The following is a 22,758-nucleotide window of genomic DNA, read 5'->3' as shown; positions in this document are numbered from 1 at the left end:
AAAACTTTAAGCTATTTTTTCATTGGCGGCCGCGCCAAACTCCAGCAAAAAATCTTACCTGCGCCTGATTTTTTCAGCGTTTTCGACAATTCGTTTAAAGTCGAGCCGGTGGTGAAGACATCGTCAATTAACAGAATATTACACGCCTTCGGCAATTCGGCTTTGATTTCAAATACATTCTTGATATTTCGCAGACGTTCGTCGCTTTTCAGCGTACTTTGCGGCTCGCCATGCCGTCTGAAAACCACGTGGCGCGGTAGCAGCGTCCAGCCGTAGCGTTTTGCCAAAATATCCGTCAATGCCTCGCTTTGGTTGAATCCGCGCTTGAGCCGCCGCTCTTTGCTCAAAGGCATGGGCAGGACGAAATCGAAGTGTTCCGTCGCCAGCCAGTCCGGTGCGTTTTGGCACATTAAATCAGCCAACGGCCGGCTCATACCCAAATCGGCCAAGTGTTTCAGCTCGCGTATCATGCTGCTGACGGGCGGTTCGTAATACAGCGAGGCCCACATTCTATCAAATGCGGGCGGCTTTTTCTGACAACTGCCGCACACTGCCCCGCCCGCGACATGGCGGAAACACAAGGGGCAGCTTTGTGCCGCATCGATAAAATATTCCGTCAAATCGTTTGCGCAGCCTCGGCAAAGGCCGTCTGCAACGGAATCGTGGCATAATACGCAACGTCGCGCATTGAGCTGTTTCAAGCTGCGCCACCAAGAAAGAACATTCATGCCACACTCCGCCAAAAAAGTTTATCTGATACACGGTTGGGCGGCGAACCGCCATGTATTCGACGATTTGATACCGCGCCTGCCTGCCGATTGGGACGTCCGTGCGCTTGATTTGCCCGGACACGGCGATGCGCCTTTTGCCGAACCGTTTGATATTGCCGCCGTTGCCGAAACCTTCGCCGGACAAATCGACACGCCGGCACACATTCTCGGCTGGTCGCTGGGCGGATTGGTTGCCCTGTATCTGACCGCGCTTTATCCCGACAAAATCCAATCGCTCTGCCTGACGGCAAGTTTTGCCCGATTGACTGCCGACACGGATTATCCCGAAGGCTTGGCGCAACCTGCCTTGGGCAAGATGGTCGGCGCATTCCAGCAGGATTATGCCAAACATATTAAACAGTTTCTACAGCTGCAACTGCTGCACACGCCGCATTCGGGCGAAATCTTAAACCGGGTGCTGCCCGATTTGGCGCGCTGTGGCACGCCCTCCGCCTTACAGGCCGCGCTTGAAGCGGTCAACCATGCCGATGCGCGTCCGTTGTTGCCGCTGATTCAAACGCCGTCATTGCTGGTGTTTGGACAGAAAGACGCCATCACGCCGCCGCGCATGGGCGAATATTTGCACCGCCATTTGAGCGACAGCGAGCTGGTCCTTATCGACAAAGCCGCCCACGCGCCCTTTTTAAGCCATGCCGACGAATTTGCCGAAATCTACCGCAATTTTGTCGAAAAGGCCGTCTGAAACAGCCTTAAACCATAAAAACATTGTCGGGCAAAGCCCGCTGACACGACCTACCATGACTGAACAAGACAAACGCTGGCAGATTCACCGCCATCTCGCCCAAGACACCGACGAGCGCCTGCAGCTGGTCCGCAATGCACCCAAACGCATCATGCTGATTGGTGCCGATGCCGATATCAGCCGTAGCCTGCTGGCCGCGCGTTATCCCGACGCCGTGTTTGAAGAATACGATCCGAATGCCGACTTTTTGAAAACCGCCGCCGCCGCGCGCAAAGGCGGTTTTTGGCAGAAGCTGACCGGCAAAACCATTCCGCAGCATTGCCAAGCCCTGACCGCGCCGTTGCCCGAAGCATCCGCCGATATGTTGTGGGCCAACCTCAGCCTCAGCCGCGCCGACGATATTTTGCCGGTATTGAAAAACTGGGCCGCTGCTTTGAAAACCGACGGATTATTGTTTTTCACGCACTTTGGCCGCGACAGCCTGAGCGAGCTGACAGGCCGTCTGAAGCATGAAGGCATCGAATGCGAAGCGCCCACGCTGATCGATATGCACGACTTGGGCGATATGCTCGCCGACAACGGCTTTTACGATCCGGTAACCGACACGGCCAAGCTTGAGTTGAGCTATAAAAAAGCCGGGACGTTTTGGCAGGACATGGAAACCTTGGGATTGTGGAATGCGTTGAAGTTCAGCAATCCGCAAGCGGCAAAGGAATGTGTGGATAAGATTTTTGAAAACGAAGGCCGTCTGAACATCACGCTTGAAACCGTGTACGGCCATGCCGTGAAAAAATTGGTGTTGCCGCAAGGGGAGAATGTGGTGCAGTTTTTCCCGAAACGGCAGGGCTAGTTTGGCGGTTGTGCCGGTAGGGTTTACACCGCGATTGCGTGTTGTCGAATGCGGTTTGGCGTTTGTATTGATTGCCTGCGCTGTTTGACATGTATGAAAAAGGCCGTCTGAAAAGTTTTCAGACGGCCTTTTGTTTGATTTCAAATTAAGCCTGTTTGGCAGCCCATTCGGCCGGAGTGGCGGCAACGGAAATAGACAGCGCGTGCAATTCGTTGCTTTCGAGTTGCGGCTTGAGGCCGTCTTTAATCAGGCGGTGGCGGGCGAGGCGGGCTTTGCCTTCAAATGAGGAGGAAACGATTACGGCGAAGAAGTGATGGCCGTCGCCTTCGACTTCGACGTGTTCGCAAGGGGTAACGCCTTCAATCAGGGTTTTGACTTGTTCGGGTAAAAGCATGGGGGTTCCTTGGGAAATGGTTTGCTTGTAAAAGAGGGCATTATACCGAATCTTGATAAAAACAGGCCGTCTGAAAAACCAAACTTCGGGTTTCAGACGACCTCGGTCTTTTGAAGCGTCAAATGCTTATTCGTACACTTTCAGCAGCTCGACTTCAAAAATCAAGGTTGCGTGCGGAGGAATCACGCCGCCGGCACCGTGTGCGCCGTAGCCCATTTCGGAAGGAATGGTCAGCTTGCGTTTGCCGCCTTCTTTCATGCCGCCGAAGCCTTCGTCCCAACCTTTAATCACTTGGCCGACGCCCAGAGTGATGGTCAGCGGTTGACGGCGGTCGAGGCTGGAGTCGAATTTGGTACCGTCTTCCAACCAGCCGGTGTAATGTACGGTGATTTCTTTGCCTTTGACGGCTTCTTTGCCGTGGCCTTCTTGCAAGTCTTCAATAATCAGGCTCATGATGTTCCTTTCGGATGTATGGTGAAAATCGGCTCAAGATTACCATATTGTGTGGAATCGTGAAACAAAGCCGCCCATATGGCCGGCAATAAAAAGGCCGTCTGAAACGGATTTTCAGACGGCCTTTGTTTTGCGCTAAACCTTATTTGTTGTCAGGTCGGGATTTGACGTCGGTGGATACAGGCAGCTCAGGCATGGTTCGGGCAGATTCAGGAACATTGCCGGAGAGGGCTTTCAAGAAGGCAACGATGTTTTCAGTGTCTTCCGGAGCCAGGGTTTTACCCAATTGCGCTTTTGCCATGATGTTGACGGCTTTATCCAGTTCCCAAACGCTGCCGTTGTGGAAGTATGGGTAGGTGCGCTCAACGTTTCTCAAGCCGGGAACACGGAAGAAGAATTCGTCTTCGGCTTTTTTGGTTACGTCCGCACGGCCTTTGTCGTGTTTAGGATCGTCGATGTGTTTCCAGTAAGGACCATCCACCAAACCGAATTTTTGGAACATGGTACCGCCCAAGTTGACGCCGCTGTGACAAGCGATACAGCCGTTGTCCATAAATGCGCGTACGCCTTTGCGTTCTTGTTCGCTCAGGGCAGATACGTTGCCTTTCAGGTAGTCGTCCCAACGGGTCGGGGTCAGCAGGGTACGTTCAAACGCGCCCAATGCGGTGGTGATGTTTTTGAGGGAAACCGCGCCGTCTTCAGGGAATGCGCCTTTGAATTTCTCTTGGTATTCAGGAATACCGGCGATTTTTGCGGCGGCATCGGCTTCGGTCGCGTTGGCCATTTCAACAGGGTTGAGCAATGGACCGCCGGCTTGTTCTTCCACATCGGCTGCACGGCCGTCCCAGAATTGGCTGCCCAACAAGGCGGCATTCAGAGCAGTTGGGGAGTTACGGCCGCCGAATTGGCTTTTGTGGCCCGCGCTGGTCGGCATGTTGTCTACGCCGGCGGTTGCCAAGTTGTGGCAAGAGTTACAGCTGACGGTGTTGCCTTTGGACAGGCGGTTTTCGTACCAAAGTTGTTGGCCGAGTTTGACCTGTTCTTCGGTAAACGGACGGACTTTTTGCATTTCGGCTGCGTCAGGCAAAGGTTTGAACGTAGCTTGCGCGCGTTCCAACAGGGCTTTATCTTCGTCAGAAACATCGGCAGAATTTTGAGGGGCTGAAACGGCGGCGGTGCTTGCGGCAACATCGGCAGCGCTCGCGGCAGAAGCAGCTTGAGGAGTTTCAGTAGTTTGTGCAGTTTTCTCACCGCAGGCGGTCAACGCGGCAGAAACGGCCAAGGCCAGAACGATTTGGTGGAGTTTCAAACGTGGCATAGGAGGTTCCTTTGTTATGCATTTGTTATGTAATGGTTTGCTGGTTGTGACAGCAGTGTTTGAACTATATAAGATGAGTTGCTTTTAATTCTTGCTATAAATCAATCTTTTATTTTTGATAAATTTTGAAAATATAACCAATAGAGAATTTTATGCTATGAAACTTTTTTATTGTTTTTTTACAATTAGTTATGGTTTTTAAGGCCGTCTGAAAAAACAAAATTCAGACGACCTTTTAGTTTTTATTGATTACGTTTGTTATTTTCTTTTAAAAAATATTAATAATTATAGGGTTATTAAAAAATGAAAATAATTTGCGTTATTAAGCATAAAGCGTTATAAATGCGTTAATATGCGTTAATAAATGAACGTTTCACTTTAGAGTTTTTTATGCTGATTGCTTTATTGATTATGCTGCGCGAGGGCATCGAAGCCGCCCTGATCGTCGGCATTGTTGCCAGTTTTTTGAAACAGTCGGGACACAGCGAGCTGATGCCGAAGGTTTGGCTGGGCGTGTTTTTGGCTGCGGCCATGTGTTTGGGTATCGGTTACGGCATTCATTCCATTACGGGCGAGATTCCGCAAAAAGAGCAGGAATTGGTGGTCGGCATCATCGGCCTGGTGGCCGTGGCCATGCTGACGTACATGATTTTGTGGATGAAGAAGGCCGCGCGTTCGATGAAACAGCATCTTCAGGATTCTGTTCAGTCGGCCTTGAACCACGGCAGCGGCCAGGGCTGGGCTTTGGTCGGCATGGCGTTTTTGGCCGTGGCGCGCGAAGGTTTGGAAAGCGTGTTTTTCCTGCTTGCCGTGTTCCAGCAAAGCCCGACGTGGTCTATGCCGATAGGCGCGGTGTTGGGGCTGTTGGCGGCGGTTGTCATCGGTACGCTGATTTATCAGGGCGGTATGCGCCTGAACTTGGCGAAGTTTTTCCGTTGGACGGGCGCGTTTTTGATTGTGGTGGCGGCCGGTCTGCTGGCCGGTTCGTTTCGCGCGCTGCATGAGGCAGGCGTATGGAATGCGATGCAGGACATTGCTTTCGACACCTCGAAATATTTGCATGAAGACAGCCCTTTAGGCGTGCTGCTCGGCGGTTTCTTCGGCTATACCGACCATCCGACCGAAGGCGAAGTCCTGATTTGGCTGTTGTATCTGGTTCCCGTCATGATTTGGTTTTTGCGCGGCAGCGCGCCGGCAAAAACATTAACTAAATAAGAAGGAAGTAAAATGAAAAAATTCAATCTGACTGCTTTGTCTGTAATGCTGGCTCTGGGTTTGACCGCGTGTCAGCCGCCTGAAGCCGAAAAAGCCGCGCCTGCTGCTTCAGGCGCATCCGCTGCCGCCAATGCCGACGGTTCGGTCAATATCGGTGTGAACGATACTGCCTGCGAACCGATGGAATTGACCGTCCCCAGCGGCCAAGTCGTGTTCAACATTAAAAACGACAGCGGCCGCAAGCTGGAATGGGAAATCCTGAAAGGCGTGATGGTGGTGGACGAGCGTGAAAACATCGCCCCGGGTTTATCCGACAAAATGACCGTTACCCTGCTGCCGGGCGAATACGAAATGACTTGCGGCCTGTTGACCAATCCGCGCGGTAAGCTGATTGTTACCGACAGCGGCTTCAAAGACACTGCCAACGAAGCCGATTTGGAAAAACTGGCGCAACCTTTGGCCGACTATAAAGCTTATGTTCAGGCGGAAGCCAAAGAGTTGGTTGCTAAAACCAAAGCCTTTACCGATGCCGTTAAAGCCGGTGATATTGAAAAAGCGAAATCCCTGTTTGCCGCCACCCGCGTCCACTACGAACGCATCGAGCCGATTGCCGAACTCTTTAACGAACTCGACCCGGCCATCGACGCGCGTGAAGATGACTTCAAAGACGGCGCAAACGACGCGGCCTTTACCGGCTTCCACCGTATCGAACACGCCCTGTGGGTGAAAAAAGACGTTTCCGATGTGAAAGAAATCGCCGACAAACTCTTTAAAGACGTTGAGTCCCTGCAAAAAGAAATCGATGCCCTTTCCTTCCCGCCAAGCAAAGTGGTGGGCGGCGCGGCTGTTTTGATTGAAGAAGTGGCAGGCAGCAAAATCAGCGGCGAAGAAGACCGTTACAGCCATACCGACCTGAGCGACTTCCAAGCCAATGTGGAAGGCTCCAAAAAAATCGTTGATTTGTTCCGTCCGCTGATCGAAGCCAAAGACAAAGCGTTGTTGGAAAAAACCGATGCCAACTTCAAACAGGTTGAAGACATTTTGGCGAAATACAAAAAACAAGACGGCTTCGAGCTGTACGACAAACTGAGCGAAGAAGACCGCAAAGCCCTGCAGGCGCCGATTAATGCCTTGGCAGAAGACTTGGCCAAACTGCGCGGCATTTTGGGTTTGAAATAAGATAACGCGTTTTCAGACGGCCTTTGGATATTGAAAGGCCGTCTGAATCTTATTGTCGCCCACACAAAATATGCTTGAAAACCGACCTTACTTCACACGATTGCAATCTTTCCGTTCCCTGCCAAGGAGCAGACCATGAGCCAAAACAAACAACCGGCACAACCCGAAAAACGAACCCTTTTCAAAACTGCCCTTGCCGCCGGCGCCATCGGCGTTGCCGGTTATTTTGCCGGTAAAAAACAAGGCGAAGCCGCCGCCGAGACCCAAAACAACCAACATTCCGAGCTGGCCTATCCGTGTTACGGCGAGCATCAGGCAGGCATTGTCACGCCACACCAGCTCTTTGGCATCATGTGTGCCTTTGACGTTACCGCCAAAGACGCCAAACAACTTGAAAACCTGTTCCGCGCCCTGACCGCCCGCATCGAATTCCTCACCCAAGGTGGCGAATACCAAGACGGCGACGACAAACTCCCGCCTGCAGGCAGCGGCATTCTCGGCAAACAATTCCGCCCCGACGGATTGACGGTTACCGTCGGCGTCGGCAGCGGCCTCTTTGACGACCGCTTTGGCCTCAAAGACAAAAAGCCGAAACACCTGCAGGAAATGCGCGACTTCCCCAACGACAAACTCCAAAAATCTTGGTGCGACGGCGACCTCAGCCTGCAAATTTGCGCGTTTTCCCCCGAAACCTGCCAAGCCGCCCTGCGCGACATCATCAAAAACACCGCCCAGTTTGCCGTGATCCGCTGGAGCATAGACGGTTGGCTCCCTAAAGCCGAACCCGGCGCCATTGCCGCGCGCAACCTTTTAGGTTTCCGCGACGGCTCCGGCAATCCCAAAGTCGAAGATCCCAAAGTCGCCGATCAAGTCCTGTGGACAGGCGTTGCCGCCAACAGCTTGGACGAACCGGCATGGACGAAAAACGGCAGCTATCAGGCCGTCCGCCTCATCCGCCACTTTGTCGAGTTTTGGGATCGCACCCCGATGCAGGAACAAACCGACATTTTCGGCCGGCGCAAATACAGCGGCGCGCCCATGGACGGTAAAAAAGAGGGCGACACCGCCGATTTTGCCAAAGACCCCGACGGCAAAATCACGCCCAAAGACAGCCATATGCGCCTTGCCAATCCGCGCGATCCTGAGTTCATGAAAAAACACCTGCTCTACCGCCGCGCCTTCAACTACTCGCGCGGCCTCGCCGCCAACGGCCAGCTCGATGTCGGCTTGGTGTTCATCTGCTATCAGGCCAACCTTGCTGACGGCTTCATCTTCGTACAAAACCTGCTCAACGGCGAGCCGCTGGAGGAATACATCAGCCCGTTTGGCGGCGGCTATTTCTTCGTCCTGCCGGGTGTCGAAAAAGGCAGCTTCCTCGGCAAAGAGCTTTTGGGCGTATAAATCCGCCGATGGTTTGAATAGATAAATAAAAAGGCCGTCTGAAACCTGATTTCCAGATTTCAGACGGCCTGAGACCTTTGCAAAATTCCTTTCCTTCCAACAGCCGAAATCCAAACACAGGTTTTCGGCTGTTTTCGCCTCCAATTACTCCTGATTTTACCCAAATTCCCCCTTTTTTCTCCCCGGACACCCCATAATCAGGCATCCGGCCGCCTTTTAGGCAGCTACAGGCGCACTTAGCCTGTTGGCGGCTTTCAAAAGGTTCAAACACATCGCCTTCAGATGGCTTTGCGCACTCACTTTGAGCAGCCCGAAATAGGCTGCCCGCGCATAGCGGAATTTACGGTGCAGCGTACCGAAGCTTTGTTCGACCACATAACGGGTCTTCGACAAATATCGGTTGCGTTTGGTTTGCGCTTCCGTCAGCGGATGTTTACGGTGGGCTTTGCGCATAATGCCGTCCTGCAGTCGACGCTCTTCCAGATATTGACGGTTTTCCTCACTGTCATAGCCTTTGTCGGCATAGACGGTTGTACCTTTGGGCAAGCCTTCCAACAAAGGCGACAGATGTTTGCACTCATGGGCATTGGCGGGGGTAATGTGCAGTTTCTCGATATAGCCTTCCGCATCGGTACGGGTATGTTGTTTGTAACCGAGTCTGTAGAGGCCGTTTTTCTTTATCCAACGGGCATCGCTGTCTTTACTCGGTGTGGTTTGGCCGCTGACTTGTCCTTCCTCGTCGACTTCTATGGCCTGGCGCTGTTTGCTGCCGGCGGTCTGGATAATGGTGGCGTCAATGACGGCGGCGGATGCTTTCTCTACTTTTAGGCCTTTTTCGGTCAGTTGGCGGTTAATCAGTTCCAGCAATTCGGACAGGGTGTCGTCTTGCGCCAGCCAGTTGCGGTAGCGGCATAAGGTGCTGTAATCGGGGATGCTCAGTTCGTCAAAACGGCAAAACAGGTTGAAATCGATGCGGGTGATGAGGCTGTGTTCGAGTTCGGGATCGGAGAGGCTGTGCCATTGTCCGAGCAGGATAGCTTTGAACATGGACAACAGGGGATAGGCGGGACGGCCGCGGTGGTCTCTAAGGTAACGGGTTCTTTGACGATTCAGGTATTGTTCGATCGGCTGCCAATCAATCACCTGATCCAACTTCAATAGTGGGAAACGGTCGATGTGTTTGGCGATCATGACTTGTGCGGTTTGCTGGAAGAAGGTGCTCATGAGAAATCCCCTAAATGTCTTGGGTGGGAATTTAGGGGATTTTGGGGAATTTTGCAAAGGTCTCGGCCTGTGTTTTTTCTATCAAACCAAATGTTCCGCCAAGAAAGCCAATGCGTATTCGACGGCTTGCGCCCTTACTGCTTCGCGGTCGCCTGTGAATAGCGCGGTTTGTTCAAACGAACCTTCGGGCGTGGCCAGGCCGAACCAGACTGTGCCGACCGGTTTGGCCGCGCTGCCGCCGCTAGGGCCGGCGATGCCGGAAATACTCAAGGCGTAATCTGCCTGCGCCACGGCTTTTGCGCCGCGTGCCATTTCATAGACGGTTTCGCGGCTGACCGCGCCGTGTTTCAGCAAGGTATCGGGCATGACGCCGAGGCGCTCTTGTTTGGCTTGGTTGCTGTATGTGACGAAGCTTTGATGAAACCATTGCGAGCTGCCGGAGAGGGAGGTCAGCGCACCTGCAAGCAGACCGCCGGTGCAGGACTCGGCGCAGGTAACGGTTTGACGGCGGCTGGTCAGGTGTTCGGCGATGGTTTGCAGATGGGACATGGCGGCTCCTTATGGAAATGGTGGAATGGGGCGGGCGTTTGACCCGCCGAGTTTCAGACGGCCTGAAAGCTGAAATCAGTCTTTCGGCTGAATGAGGTGGACATCACATTGTGGGAATGGGATGTTGATGTTGGCTTCGCGCAGATTTTCGACGATCTGCTCGTTCAGGGCGAATCGGAACGGGCCGAGATTTTCTTCTTGCGTCCACGCCCAAAGGGTGATTTCGATGGCGCTGTCGCCAAGGTTGGTAATGTATACGACGGCAGGTCGTTCTTCGGTTTGAACACACAATGGATGCTCGGTTGCCGCTCTCAATACGGCGGCTTTGGCGGCTTTCAAGTCGCAGGCGTAATCGACGCCGACAACGACTTGGGCGCGGCACAGGGGCAGGGAGGAGCGGTTGGTGATGCTGTTGGTCATGACCACGCTGTTGGGTAGGACGACTTCTTCGTTGTCCGGCGTGCTCAAAGAGGTCTGCACCATTTTGATTTCTCGGACGATACCTTCAAAACCGTTGACGCGGATAAAGTCGCCGACTTTAAACGGGCGGAACAGGATAATCAGCACGCCGGCGGCGAAGTTGGACAGTTGGTCTTTCAAAGACAAAGCCACGGCCAAGCCTGCGCCACCGATCAAGGCGGTCACGGAAGTGGTCGGAATACCGAGTTTACCCAGTGCGGCGATGATGATGAGGATCAGCAGGCCGATGTTGGCGACGTTGCCGAGGAAGCTGACCAGCGTTTTATCGACTTTGGCGCGCGTCAGTGCGGTTTTCATCAGTGTCACCACGCGCGTGGTGACCCAGCGGCCGATAAAGAAGATGGCTAAGGCGGCCAGCAGGTTCATGCCGAAAGACATGCCGGTTTGGGCGAGTTGTTCCCAACCGGAGAAGGGGGAGAGGGATTGAAGATCGAAATTCATAATTGTGTATGCGTGTGAAGTTGTTTAAAAGGTCATTGTAAAACAAGGCCGTCTGAAAAACTAATGATTTGTTTTTTCAGACGGCCTTTAATCTTTCTTAAATCTTTTTCAGCTTAACGTAAAACGGTTTTGCTCCAACGGCTCACCCATTGTTTTTGTTTGGTGTTGATGTCGGCGCGGTTGGGGGAATCGCTGTGTTTCGGGGTTTGGGCAAACTCGAATACTTTGGGCAGCGGCGTGTTTTTGGCAGCCGGATAGACCCACATTTCGGCAGGCAGGGCTTGTTGCACTTCGCCGCTTTGCAGCCAGCTCACCAGTTTGGCCGCCAGTTCGGGTTGCTTCGCGCCTTTCAAAACGGCCGCGCCTTCAACTTGGCGGAATGTTCCGCCTTTGAGGAAGAGGTTGCCGGTGGGCGGGGTGTTGTATTTGCCTTTGGAGTAGTGGACTTCGGCCGCCGGGCTGGTGGCATAGCTGACCACGAGGGGATAAGCGCCGCCGTTTTGGGTGAAGTCGGTGTAGTAGGCTTCACTCCAGCCTTTGGCAACTTTCACGCCGTTTTGGCGCATTTGCGCCCACCATTTGAATGCGCCTTCTTCACCCATGCCGCCGATGTTGGCCAAGAGGAAGGAGAGGCCGGGCGAGGATGTGGCGGGAGACGGGGTTACCAAAAGGTTTTTATATTCCGGTTTGGTCAGGTCTTGCAGGGTTTGCGGCAGAGGCAGTTTTTTCTGTTCAAACCATTTTTTGTCGTAGTTGATGGCGACATAGGCGTAATCGACGGCCAGCGCATCGGGCAGGGAAGCGGTTACGGGCGCAGATTTAGGTTGGTTGGCGGCGAGGATGCCGGCGGCTTTGGCTTTGCCGATGTTGGCGTTGTCCAAACCGTAAACCGCATCGGCAATCGGGTTGGCCTTGCTCAAAATCAGCTTGTTGAGCATTTCGTTGCCGCTGCCTGCCTTGATGACGGACACTTTGGCATCGTTGGCTTTTTCAAATTGCGCGATGACGGATTGGGGTAGGCTGAAGGATTTGTGCACGGCCAAACGCACTTCGGTTTGGGCGTACAGGTTTGCCGAAGCCAGCAACAGGGCCAAGGCGGACAATTTCAGTTTCATTCTCTTTCCTTTGTACGGGTAAAATACGAAATATCATAACAAAATCTGCATATCAAGGCACGATATGAATCATTCTCCCGTTTGGCTGTTTGACCTCGACAATACTTTGCACAATGCCGAAGCCGGCATTTTCTACATCATCAACCGCGCCATGACCGAATACATGGCAGGCCGTCTGAAGCTTTCCGAAGAGGCCGCCTCCCAACTTCGCCAAGATTATTGGCACCGATACGGCGCGACGCTTGCCGGTTTGCAAATCCACCATCCCGAAGTCGATATCGATGAATTTTTGCGTGAAAGTCACCCGCTTAAGCAAATTTTGGCAAAGGTGGAGGGTATGGATGGAACTGATGACGTTTTAGGCCGTCTGAAAGGGCGAAAAGCCGTATTTTCCAACGGGCCTTCGTTTTATGTCCGCGCATTGGTTGAAGCATTGGGCTTGGAAGCGCATTTTGACGGCTTGTTCGGCACGGACGACTTCGGCCTGCTCTACAAACCCAATCCGCAAGCCTATCTCAACGTCTGCCGCCTGTTGGGCATCAATCCCGAACAGTGCATTATGGTGGACGACAGCGCCGACAATCTGCACCAAGCCAAAGCCTTGGGCATGAAGACCGTTTGGTACGGCGAAAAAGCCCATCCGTTGCCATTTGCCGACGGCATAGCGAAAGATATGCGGGGCTTGCTTGATTTTGCACAAAACCTGCCATGAAATTTTTAAAAATCAAGTACAATACACGGTATTGCCGACATTTAAAAACAAGGACAACATCATGCGTAAACTCGCTTTAATCCTGACCGCCGCCGCCGTTTTGGCCGGTTGCTCTTGGGAAACCTACACCACTGAATCCGGCCGTACCGCCGTACGCCAAAAATATGCTACCGGCACGCCTATCGTTTATCAGGACGGTACTTATTCTAAAAACATGAATTACAACCAGTTCCGCCCTGAGCGCCGCGCCGTCCAATCCCATCAAGCGGATCATGCTGAACACGGCGAACGCGGCCAGCACTGGCAAAAACCGCAATTTGCCAACCAACAGCCAGCAACCGAATAACAATATCCCCAAGGCCGTCTGAAACGGAGTGAAAAACAATCAACACTTGTTGCCTCACTTTTCAGACGGCCTCAAACAACCACAACGGAAATCGTATCATGGCTCAGACAGCTTTAAATATCGTTATCCTCGCCGCCGGCAAAGGCACGCGCATGTACTCCAAAATGCCCAAAGTGCTGCACCGCATCGGCGGCCTTCCCATGGTTGAGCGCGTTATTGACACCGCCGCCTCCCTGAATCCCCAAAACATCTGCGTCGTCATCGGCCACGGCAAAGAGCAAGTCTTGGACACCGTCAAACGCGATGTCGTTTGGGTTGAACAAACCGAACAGCTCGGTACCGGCCACGCCGTTAAAACCGCCCTGCCGCACCTGTCTGCCGAAGGCCGCACGCTGGTGTTGTACGGTGACGTCCCCCTGATTGACGCAGCCACCCTCGAAACCCTGCTCGAAGCCGCAGGCGACGAAGTCGGCCTGTTGACCGACGTGCCCAACGACCCGACAGGTTTGGGCCGTATCATCCGCGACAGCAACGGCAGCGTAACCGCCATTGTTGAAGAAAAAGACGCCGATGCCGCCCAAAAAGCCGTGAAAGAAATCAATACCGGCATTTTGGTTCTGCCTAATGCCAAACTCGAAGCTTGGTTGAACAGCCTTTCCAGCAACAATGCCCAAGGCGAATACTACCTAACCGACCTCATCGCCAAAGCCGTTGCCGACGACATCAAAGTTCATCCCGTCCAAGTCCGCGCCTCCCATCTGGCCGCCGGCGTGAACAACAAACTCCAACTGGCCGAACTCGAGCGTATTTTCCAAACCGAACAGGCGCAAGAATTGCTCAAAGCAGGCGTGACCCTGCGCGATCCGGCACGTTTCGATTTACGAGGCCGTCTGAAACACGGACAAGATGTCGTGATTGACGTCAACGTCGTCATCGAAGGCGAAGTCGAACTCGGCAACAACGTCGAAATCGGTGCCAACTGCGTGATCAAAAACGCCAAAATCGGTGCTAACACCAAAATCGCCCCATTCTCCCATTTTGAAGGTTGCGAAGTCGGCGAAAACAACCAAATCGGCCCATACGCCCGTCTGCGTCCGCAAGCCAAACTGGCCGACGATGTACACATCGGCAACTTCGTCGAAGTCAAAAACGCCACCATCGGCAACGGCACCAAAGCCAACCACCTCACCTACATCGGTGATGCCGAGATCGGCAGCAAAACCAACTTCGGCGCCGGCACGATTATTGCCAACTACGACGGCGTGAACAAACACAAAACCATCATCGGCGACGAAGTACGCATCGGTTCAAACTGCGTACTGGTTGCTCCTGTTACCCTCGGTAACAAAGTGACGACAGGTGCGGGCAGCGCGATTACCCGCAACTGCGAAGACGGCAAACTCGTTCTCGCCCGTTCCCGCCAAACCGTCATCGAAGGCTGGGTGCGTCCGGAAAAAGGCGATAAGAAGTAAGGTTGATCTTTTATTTGTTTTCAGACGGCCTTGAGAAACAACAGGCCGTCTGAAACCTAGATTTGCCGTTTCAATGAATATAAAACGGCGTTTTCCGACTGCCGCTTTCGGGAGCCGGAGCAGCAGTCATTTTCTCAAACTTTTGATACTAAGGAACTTATATGTGCGGTATCGTAGGTGCTATTCGCGCCAATCACAATGTAGTCGATTTTCTGACCGACGGTCTCAAACGCCTTGAATACCGAGGCTACGATTCGTCGGGTATCGCCGTGAATACAGACGGCAAAATCAAACGCGTCCGCCGTGTCGGCCGTGTGCAGCTGATGGAAGATGCAGCACGCGAAAAAGGCGTGTTCGGCCATATCGGCATAGGTCACACTCGTTGGGCAACCCACGGCGGCGTAACCGAGCCTAACGCCCACCCCACATTTCCGGCGGCATGATCGCGGTTGTCCACAACGGCATCATCGAAAACTTTGAAACCGAACGCGAACGCCTGCAAGCGTTGGGTTACACCTTCGAATCGCAAACCGATACCGAAGTCATCGCCCACAGCGTCAACCACGAATACACACAAAACGGCGGCAAACTGTTTGAAGCCGTCCAAGCTGCGACTGCCCGTTTCCACGGCGCATACGCCATTGCCGTTATCGCACAAGACAACCCTGAACAAATGGTTGTTGCGCGCATGGGCTGCCCGCTGTTGGTGGCCTTGGGCGACCAAGAAACCTTTATCGCTTCCGACGTATCCGCCGTGATCGCCTTTACCCGCCGCATCGCTTACTTGGAAGACGGCGACATCGCCCTGCTGAACGCAAACGGTATCGAAAAACTGCTCGACAAAACCGGTGCGCAAACCGAGCGTGCGATTAAAGTGTCCGAATTGTCTCTGGCTTCTTTGGAGTTGGGCCCATACAGCCACTTCATGCAAAAAGAAATCCACGAACAGCCCCGCGCCATCGCCGATACTGCCGAAGTCTTCTTGGACGGCGGTTTTGAACCTGAAAACTTCGGCGCGAACGCTCGCGAAGTATTCGACGATATCCACAGCATCAAAATCCTTGCCTGCGGTACGTCCTACTATGCCGCGTTGACCGCCAAATACTGGCTCGAATCCATCGCCAAAGTGCCGACCGACGTGGAAATCGCCAGTGAATACCGCTACCGCGACGTGATTGCCGATCCGAAACAATTGGTCATCACCATTTCCCAATCCGGCGAAACTTTGGACACCATGGAAGCCCTGAAATACGCGCAATCCTTGGGACACAAACACAGCCTGTCTATCTGTAATGTGATGGAATCCGCCCTGCCGCGTGAAAGCGAATTGGTACTGTACACACGCGCCGGCGCAGAAATCGGCGTTGCCTCTACCAAAGCGTTCACGACCCAACTGGTAGTCCTGTTCGGCCTGGCCGTTACCTTGGGCAAACAGCGCGGCCTGGTTTCTGACGAACAAGCGCGTGAATACGTTGAAGAACTACGCCAACTGCCGGGCAGCATTCAGCACGTTCTCAACCTTGAGCCGCAAATTGCCGCTTGGGCGCAAAAATTTGCCAAGAAAACCAGCGCACTCTTCTTAGGCCGCGGCATCCACTTCCCAATCGCCCTTGAAGGCGCATTGAAGCTGAAAGAGATTACCTATATCCACGCCGAAGCGTATCCTGCGGGTGAGTTGAAACACGGCCCGTTGGCTTTGGTGGACGAGAACATGCCTGTTGTCGTGATTGCCCCGAACGACAGCCTGTTGGACAAAGTGAAAGCCAATATGCAGGAAGTCGGCGCACGCGGCGGCGAACTGTTCGTTTTCGCCGACCTCGACAGCAACTTCAACGCCACCGAAGGCGTGCACGTTATCCGTGCCCCACGCCACGTCGGCGTACTCTCGCCGATTGTGCACACCATCCCCGTGCAGCTCCTGTCTTACCACGCCGCCCTCGCACGCGGTACAGACGTGGACAAACCGCGCAACTTGGCTAAATCAGTAACGGTCGAATAAAGCCTGGCTTAAACGATAAAAGGTCGTCTGAAACTTTTCAGACGGCCTTAATTATTAATTAAAGGCAAGCAAATGAATAAAGTCTACAAATACCTACTGGCAATCGCTGCTTTGACGGCAGCAGGCTTCGGTATATATGAATATACCGCACCCGACAAATACCAATACTGGAAAGAACTGATTGCCAAAGACCCCAAGCCTGAAGGGGTTTCGGAACAGGAATACAGGGAAAAACTCAGGGCAGGCTATTGCTGGCGGGATAGAAAGTTTTACACGCCCGCAGAATTACACAGGAAAGCAATGGTCAGTTTTGCAGGTAGGTTGTTGGGGGAGGCTGAAGCTTATAAGGCTAATATGACCACCAATCAGGGCGGACGGGATTATTCTACGGGAGCAGACTGCGTACGTCACGAAAAGGCCTGTAGCGTCTGGTTTGTCCCGCAAGATTACACCAATGAGCAATGGGACAGGATGTTTTTGGCGGAGAAAGACCCGATGGATGGGACGTTGCTGGCAAAGTATCCTAAAAAGGAAATCAGACAGGAAAATGATTTGAGAAACTATTTGGAACAATATGACAATAAAGGTTTTACTTTGATTCTTAGAGGTCCCAGTAAGAACGGTGCCAATATGTATGGTTCTGATTGCTGTACAGTTTTAAGTAAAAAAGAGGCTGAACCAATAATTAAAAAAGATGCTTTAATTACCTATTTGGAAGGAGCAGCAATTTTTCCAGAAAATGACATACCCCAAAATATCAATATTCAAAATTACGGAGTAGGTAATTTTTATTTTAAATTTACTGGTGTAGATCCTGGCCTGCATAGATGGGACGTAAATAAAGAGAGAACGTATCAACAATACGCTACAGAAATATTATTCATGAACAATTGCGGAGATGTTTTGTGGCAGCCTTTTTATGTCAAATAACTTATCTTCTTAACAAGGAGTGCCATTATCATGTCAGATAACCAAAAATCTTTAGCTGTATCCGATGTTACAGTAGGTAGAATTTTATTCTAATATTTGTGGAACAGCCCGATACCACCCAAAAGAGAAGATATGGGAATATCGATAACATCAGCTAATCGTACACCAGTAAAAATTGACGCAACTGACTATATGCAAAATGGTGCAAACCAATATGCTGTATTGGAACTTCTTACAAACAAAGAGGTCGTCTGAAAAGTTTCAGACGACCTTGATTATTAATTAAAGGCAAGCAAATGAATAAAATCTACAAATACCTACTGGCAATCTCTGCATTGGCGGCAGCAGGCTTTGGTATATATCAATATACCGCGCCCGACAAATATCAATACTGGAAAGAACTGATTGCCAAAGACCCCAAGCCTGACGGGGTTTCGGAACAGGAATACAGGGAAAAACTCAGAGCAGGCTATTGCTGGCGAGACAGGAAATTTTACACCCCAGAGGAATTACACAGGAAAGCAATGATCAGCTTTGCAGGCAGGTTATTGGGAGAAACAGAAGCCTATAAGGTCAACATGACCACCAATCAGGGCGGACGGGATTATTCTACGGGAGCAGACTGCGTACGTCACGAAAAAGCCTGTAGTGTTTGGTTTGTCCCGCAAGATTACACCAATGAGCAATGGGACAGGATGTTTTTGGCGGAGAAAGACCTGACGGATGGGGCATTGCTGGCAAAGTATTTAAAATATGAAATTAAACAACAGGATGATTTAAAAAAATATTTGGAACAGTATGATGTAAAAGGTTTTTCATTGATTATCAGAGGATATAATCAGGGAGGAGCAAGTATTTATGGCTCTGACTGCTGTAAAGTTTTAAGTACCAAAGAAGCTGCCCCGATAATAAAAAATAATACGTTGATTACTTATTTAGAGGGAGCGGCAACGTTTCCAGAGAGTGAGATACCAAAGAATATCGATATCGAAAATTACGGGGTTGGTAATTTTTATTTTAGTTATTCAGAGGTTAGTCCAGGATTTCACCAATGGGATGAAAATAAAGAAAAAACTTATCAGATTGACTTTTCAGATATATTATTCATGAACAATTGTGGCGATGTATTGTGGCAGCCACATTATATTTATTAACCTATATCCAATAGGAATGTTATGTCAGACAGCGAAAATCATTAAGGGTATCAGAAATAACCATAGATAGAGTTTTATCTCATTATTTATGGAATACTGCAATGCTTCCAAAGAAAGAAAATATGGCTTCATTAGTAACTTCTACAAATCGTAATCCTATCAAAATAGATGCAACTGACTATATGAAAATGGTGCAAACCAATATGCTGTATTGACAAGCAAAGAGGTCGTCTGAAAAGTTTTAGACAACCTTGGTTATTAATTAAAGGCAAGCAAATGAATAAAACCTACAAATACCTGTTGGCAATCGCTGCATTGGTGGCAGCAGGCTTCGGTATATATCAATATACCGCGCCCGACAAATACCAATACTGGAAAGAACTGATTGCCAAAGACCCCAAACCTGACGGGGTTTCAGAACAAGAATACAGGGAAAAACTCAGGGCAGGCTATTGCTGGCGGGATAGAAAGTTTTACACGCCCGCAGAATTACACATGAAAGCAATGGTCAGTTTTGCAGGTAGGTTGTTGGGAGAGGCCGAAGCCTTTCGGACAGATTCGACTACACTTCAGGGAGAAATCAGTTTTACAGGAGGACAGTGCAGAGCATATCAGGCAGAAAAAGCCTGTAGCATCTGGTTTTCTACAAAGGGATATTCTAATGATCAATGGGATAAACAATTTTTAGCAGAAAAAAGACCAGCTGACTTCAAATTTCTTGAGCAATATTTAGACAAAGAAATCAAGCAGACTAAAGATTTGGAAAGATATTTATCAGAACATGGAAATAAGAAGTTTTCTTTGATTGATAGGTGGATGGGTAAGGAAGGTGCGTCTGTTTACGGTTCTGATTGTTGTCGAGTGTTAGATAAAAAGATGGCAGCTCCAGTCATAGAGGGTAAGGAGTGGAGTGGTTATTTTGAGCTATCTTCTGTTTTCCCTGAAAATAATATTCCAAAAGGAGTTAATATTCAGGATTATGGCATTGGAAATTTCTATTTTGATTTTAGGGATGTTGTTCCAATGAATCAAACTGATTGGGGAAAAGATGAGAAAAAAACTTATCAATCAAAATTTCCAACTATACTGATGATGAATAACTGTGGTGATATATTATGGTTACCTTCTATTGTATATGAGATTTAATCTAACTAAGGAGTAAGTTGATGGAGAATCAGCAACAATCATTAAGTGTATCAGAAGTAACCATAGATAGAGTTTTATCGCATTATTTATGGAATACATCCGTACCGCCTCGTCGTGAAGATATGCAATCAGCGGCCACCGATGCTAATCGTATGCCAATAAATATTGACGCAACCAGTTATATGCAAAATGGAGCTGGAAGATATGCTTCAGCAGTAGATTTTCAGATGTTTGAAAAGTTTTTCACAGAAAAAAATCTGCCTGTTAAGCTACAGCCGTATTCTTTTACAGAAATTGTTGATTTAATTTATCATAAAGACGATGCTGCGAGGGTTAAAAGATTACCGGATTCTGAAAACGGTTTTACCGTCCCCATTTCCCAATATTTTCAAGACATGGCCTCCTCCGATTACACAGAGCGTGCCTTTATCTTCGGCTCGACGCAGGTAACAGTTACCAAAGCCGACATCGATAAACTCCAATTCTTCGTCCATCCGGACGGCAGCCGCGAAATTCGCAACCTCAGAATCACGCCCAAAGACGACAACTTCGACTTTATCGGCGGTTCATCTTCTCAAGATGTTTCGGATAGGATGCAAAAATGGATGGTAGATACGGTAAATGCCAAGTTTAAGACAGCTATTGATCCCGAAGGTATAGGCAGAACTGTTCCCCTTAAATATACCGGGACTGAAGAGCTGCCGTTTACCAATATTACGGATAAGGATTTTTCTAGATTGAAAGAGAAAAAGGCCGAACAGATGGTGCTCGACAGGTATTTACTGATTCTAGATATAGGATTTCCACTCATCGAGGAGACTGGAGAATTGTTTCAAAAACTGACAAGCTCCCCCGCTCTATACGAAACCAGCCCGCTGGGTCAGTTGAGAGAAATTAGACACAATTTAGATGATCAGTTGAGAGAAATTAGACGCAATTTAGATGAAATGTATGAAATGTACCAAAAAACCCGTGACCTTATCGAAAAAGATCCAAATATGATGTCTTTAGATGAAAGGAATGAACGCGATCAATACGCGGCGGATATTGATAAACCAACGGCCTTAACTATTGAGGATATGCCGCAAGACGCCCAAAAAATCTATCATCAAGGGAAACAGATTTTTGCTGATTTTTGTGCCCGAAAAAACATCGCTTACGATGCAAATAGTTTGGACAATATTGCTATGTCGTTAGCTTCAGCGGGCTATGCAAACAAGATGAGTGGTGCGTCTTTAATCAATATTAAAGATAATGGGGAAGTCTTGATCGGACACAAAGCCCCCGGATTAATAATGGCTTCTGTAGATATGTGGGAAGCGGCTAAGACGCCGGTAGAGGAAAGCCTGAGCCAAATTCAGCAAACGGCACAACGAATTGAATATGAGGAGCAACAAAAACAAATCGTGCAATCCCAATCACATGGAGCGAGGCTTTCTTAAGCAGAATCAAAAGAAAATGTAAAAAGAGGACTTAAATTCTACCAATTATCTACAAATGGTTTGATTGATTTTAAACAAAGCTAAAGGCCGTCTGAAACCTATTTCAAGGTTTCAGACGGCCTGTTGTTTTAAAGCATTTTATTCTGCGCCGACAACGACGGTGTTGAGGTCTTTGAATTTGACGCGGCGTTGCCATGCGTCGCGGACTTGTTCGACGGTCAAGCTGTTGATGGCTTTGGGGTAGGCTTCCAAGTAGTCGTTGGGCAGGTCGTAGAGGCCGATCAGGCTCAGGTAGTTGAGCAGTTTGTCGTTAGAGTCGTAGCGCAGGGGAAAGCTGCCGACGATGTTGGCCTTGGCCTGTTTCAGTTCGGCTTCGGTCGGGCCTTCGGCGATAAACTGCTCGATGACGGCTTGGGTGTCGGCCAGTGAGGCTTTGGTGTTTTTCTTTTGGGTGGAGTAGGAAATGGTAAACGTGCCCTCTTCTGTCGCCGGGGCGAGGCTGCTGTATACGCCGTAGGTGTAGCCGTGTTGGTCGCGCAAAACTTTCATGAGGCGGCTGTCGAAACCGCCGCCGCCGAGGATGTAGTTGCCGGCAACGAGGGCGTAATAGTCGGGGTCATGGCGTTTGAAGAGGGAGGTGCCGAGCAGGACTTGTGCCTGCGTGCCGGCAAAGGGGATGTCGCGGCGTTGGGCGGCTTGTTTGGGAACGGGCGGGATGGCGTGGGTTGCGGTGGCTTTGGCCGGCAGGTCTTTGAGGACGCGCTCGACCAGTTGCTCTGCCTGTTTGCGGTTGAGGTCGCCGACGATGGCGACGATGGCGTTGTCTTTGCCGTAGTGGGTGCGGTGGAAGGCGCGGATGTCGTCCAGACTAACGTTTTTGAGGCTGTTAACGGTTACGTTTGCGCCGCTGCCGTAGGGATGGTTCGGGTAGATGAGCTTGGTCAGTTCGCGCGTGGCGGTGTAGTCGGGGGTGGTTTCCTGTTGTTGCAAGCCGGTAATGGATTGGATTTGACGGCGGCGGAAAACGGCTTCGTCAAAGCGCGGACGGGTCAGCGAGTGGTTGAGCAAGTTGGCGGCTTTGTCGCGGATGTCGGCTTTGCTGAGGCTGCGGAAGCCTGCGGATGCGCTTTCGGCATTGCTGTCGCTGCTGATGTGCGCGCCGATGTTGTCGGCTTCGGCATTGAAGGCTTCTTCGTCCAGCTCTTGGGTGCCGTCGGTCAGGAGGGCGGCGGTAAATTCGGCAACTTGGCTTTTGCCGTCCGGATTGGCGACGCCGCCTGCGCCCTTGAAGCTGACTTCAAGGTCGATGATGGGGTTTTCGTGGCGTTCGACAAGGAGGATTTGGGTGCCGTCGCGGTTGCGCCAGCGTTGAATGTCGGTGGCGGCTTGGACGCTTAAGGGCAGGAGTAGGGCAAGGGCGAGCAGGGTGGGTTTCATGTTGTGGCTTTCTGTTAAGGCCGTCTGA

Annotated in this window: 21 protein-coding genes and 1 pseudogene; 13 read left to right on the top strand and 9 right to left on the bottom strand. The window is 50.8% G+C overall.

Going from position 1 to position 22,758, the window contains the following annotated elements; all coding sequences use genetic code 11:
- Positions 1–11: 11 nt before the first annotated feature.
- Positions 12–728 (bottom strand): ComF family protein, encoded by a 717-nt coding sequence (locus KCG55_RS04200; protein ID WP_254323462.1) that lies wholly within the window; start codon positions 726–728, stop codon positions 12–14.
- Here KCG55_RS04200 and bioH point away from each other — a divergent pair.
- Together bioH and KCG55_RS04190 are read left to right on the top strand one after the other, a co-directional pair.
- The gene (gene bioH / locus KCG55_RS04195) at positions 727–1,473 is read left to right on the top strand and encodes a pimeloyl-ACP methyl ester esterase BioH (protein ID WP_063076319.1); all 747 of its coding nucleotides are present in this window, start codon (positions 727–729) and stop codon (positions 1,471–1,473) included. The two genes, KCG55_RS04200 and bioH, sit on opposite strands and share 2 nt — an antisense overlap.
- A gap of 55 nt (positions 1,474–1,528) precedes the next feature.
- Entirely contained in the window at positions 1,529–2,323 is a 795-nt protein-coding gene (locus tag KCG55_RS04190) for a class I SAM-dependent methyltransferase (RefSeq protein ID WP_254323461.1), read from the top strand.
- 145 nt (positions 2,324–2,468) lie between these two features.
- Here KCG55_RS04190 and KCG55_RS04185 read toward each other — a convergent pair whose 3' ends face one another.
- From KCG55_RS04185 to KCG55_RS04175, 3 genes are all read right to left on the bottom strand, one after another.
- A complete protein-coding gene (locus tag KCG55_RS04185; RefSeq protein ID WP_003686612.1) occupies positions 2,469–2,717 on the bottom strand; it encodes a BolA family protein in 249 nt (82 codons plus the stop codon).
- A gap of 126 nt (positions 2,718–2,843) precedes the next feature.
- Positions 2,844–3,173, bottom strand: coding sequence for an FKBP-type peptidyl-prolyl cis-trans isomerase (locus tag KCG55_RS04180; RefSeq protein ID WP_094192864.1), 330 nt, complete (start codon positions 3,171–3,173; stop codon positions 2,844–2,846).
- A gap of 139 nt (positions 3,174–3,312) precedes the next feature.
- The gene (locus KCG55_RS04175) at positions 3,313–4,488 is read right to left on the bottom strand and encodes a cytochrome-c peroxidase (RefSeq protein WP_254323460.1); all 1,176 of its coding nucleotides are present in this window, start codon (positions 4,486–4,488) and stop codon (positions 3,313–3,315) included.
- Between the two features lie 390 nt (positions 4,489–4,878).
- Between KCG55_RS04175 and efeU the strand changes: the two genes are divergently transcribed.
- The 3 genes from efeU (at position 4,879) to efeB (ending at position 8,283) form a co-directional block, all read left to right on the top strand.
- Positions 4,879–5,703, top strand: a complete 825-nt coding sequence (gene efeU / locus KCG55_RS04170) for an iron uptake transporter permease EfeU (RefSeq protein WP_254323459.1) — start codon at positions 4,879–4,881, stop codon at positions 5,701–5,703.
- Positions 5,704–5,715: 12 nt separating this feature from the next.
- Positions 5,716–6,882, top strand: a complete 1,167-nt coding sequence (gene efeO / locus KCG55_RS04165) for an iron uptake system protein EfeO (protein WP_250591138.1) — start codon at positions 5,716–5,718, stop codon at positions 6,880–6,882.
- Between the two features lie 135 nt (positions 6,883–7,017).
- Positions 7,018–8,283 carry an iron uptake transporter deferrochelatase/peroxidase subunit gene (gene efeB, locus KCG55_RS04160; protein WP_254323458.1) on the top strand — a complete coding sequence of 422 codons (1,266 nt, stop codon included), beginning with the start codon at positions 7,018–7,020 and terminating at the stop codon, positions 8,281–8,283.
- Between the two features lie 216 nt (positions 8,284–8,499).
- On the opposite strand, the gene KCG55_RS04155 is transcribed toward efeB, so the two are convergent.
- The 4 genes from KCG55_RS04155 to KCG55_RS04140 all read right to left on the bottom strand — a co-directional run bounded on the left by KCG55_RS04155 (position 8,500) and on the right by KCG55_RS04140 (position 12,092).
- A complete protein-coding gene (locus KCG55_RS04155) occupies positions 8,500–9,507 on the bottom strand; it encodes an IS5 family transposase (protein ID WP_254322367.1) in 1,008 nt (335 codons plus the stop codon).
- A gap of 81 nt (positions 9,508–9,588) precedes the next feature.
- Positions 9,589–10,056, bottom strand: coding sequence for a CinA family protein (locus KCG55_RS04150; RefSeq protein WP_003686660.1), 468 nt, complete (start codon positions 10,054–10,056; stop codon positions 9,589–9,591).
- 75 nt (positions 10,057–10,131) lie between these two features.
- Positions 10,132–10,977 carry a mechanosensitive ion channel family protein gene (locus KCG55_RS04145; protein ID WP_254323457.1) on the bottom strand — a complete coding sequence of 282 codons (846 nt, stop codon included), beginning with the start codon at positions 10,975–10,977 and terminating at the stop codon, positions 10,132–10,134.
- Positions 10,978–11,090: 113 nt separating this feature from the next.
- On the bottom strand, positions 11,091–12,092 hold the full coding sequence (locus KCG55_RS04140) for a thiamine ABC transporter substrate-binding protein (protein ID WP_254323456.1): 1,002 nt from the start codon (positions 12,090–12,092) through the stop codon (positions 11,091–11,093).
- A gap of 64 nt (positions 12,093–12,156) precedes the next feature.
- Between KCG55_RS04140 and KCG55_RS04135 the strand changes: the two genes are divergently transcribed.
- The 8 genes and pseudogenes from KCG55_RS04135 (at position 12,157) to KCG55_RS04100 (ending at position 21,293) form a co-directional block, all read left to right on the top strand.
- On the top strand, positions 12,157–12,804 hold the full coding sequence (locus KCG55_RS04135; protein ID WP_254323455.1) for a pyrimidine 5'-nucleotidase: 648 nt from the start codon (positions 12,157–12,159) through the stop codon (positions 12,802–12,804).
- 61 nt (positions 12,805–12,865) lie between these two features.
- On the top strand, positions 12,866–13,150 hold the full coding sequence (locus KCG55_RS04130) for a membrane lipoprotein lipid attachment site-containing protein (RefSeq protein WP_254323454.1): 285 nt from the start codon (positions 12,866–12,868) through the stop codon (positions 13,148–13,150).
- 98 nt (positions 13,151–13,248) lie between these two features.
- The gene (gene glmU / locus KCG55_RS04125) at positions 13,249–14,622 is read left to right on the top strand and encodes a bifunctional UDP-N-acetylglucosamine diphosphorylase/glucosamine-1-phosphate N-acetyltransferase GlmU (protein ID WP_254323453.1); all 1,374 of its coding nucleotides are present in this window, start codon (positions 13,249–13,251) and stop codon (positions 14,620–14,622) included.
- Positions 14,623–14,783: 161 nt separating this feature from the next.
- Positions 14,784–16,621, top strand: a pseudogene (gene glmS, locus KCG55_RS04120) (glutamine--fructose-6-phosphate transaminase (isomerizing)).
- Positions 16,622–16,693: 72 nt separating this feature from the next.
- Positions 16,694–17,551 (top strand): hypothetical protein, encoded by an 858-nt coding sequence (locus KCG55_RS04115; RefSeq protein WP_254323452.1) that lies wholly within the window; start codon positions 16,694–16,696, stop codon positions 17,549–17,551.
- 296 nt (positions 17,552–17,847) lie between these two features.
- Entirely contained in the window at positions 17,848–18,705 is an 858-nt protein-coding gene (locus KCG55_RS04110; protein ID WP_254323451.1) for a hypothetical protein, read from the top strand.
- A 276-nt stretch (positions 18,706–18,981) separates the two neighbouring features.
- Positions 18,982–19,851 (top strand): hypothetical protein, encoded by an 870-nt coding sequence (locus tag KCG55_RS04105; protein WP_254323450.1) that lies wholly within the window; start codon positions 18,982–18,984, stop codon positions 19,849–19,851.
- Positions 19,852–19,871: 20 nt separating this feature from the next.
- Positions 19,872–21,293: a calcium-binding protein gene (locus KCG55_RS04100; RefSeq protein ID WP_254323449.1), complete on the top strand. Its 1,422-nt coding sequence runs from the start codon at positions 19,872–19,874 to the stop codon at positions 21,291–21,293.
- A 138-nt stretch (positions 21,294–21,431) separates the two neighbouring features.
- On the opposite strand, the gene KCG55_RS04095 is transcribed toward KCG55_RS04100, so the two are convergent.
- A complete protein-coding gene (locus KCG55_RS04095; protein ID WP_254323448.1) occupies positions 21,432–22,730 on the bottom strand; it encodes a M16 family metallopeptidase in 1,299 nt (432 codons plus the stop codon).
- Positions 22,731–22,758 lie beyond the last annotated feature (28 nt).

The sequence above is a fragment of the Neisseria subflava genome, assembly GCF_024205745.1.
Lineage (GTDB): Bacteria > Pseudomonadota > Gammaproteobacteria > Burkholderiales > Neisseriaceae > Neisseria > Neisseria flavescens_B.
The sequence above is the reverse complement of the archived record's forward strand: the minus strand, read 5'-3'. Positions and strand labels throughout refer to the sequence as shown.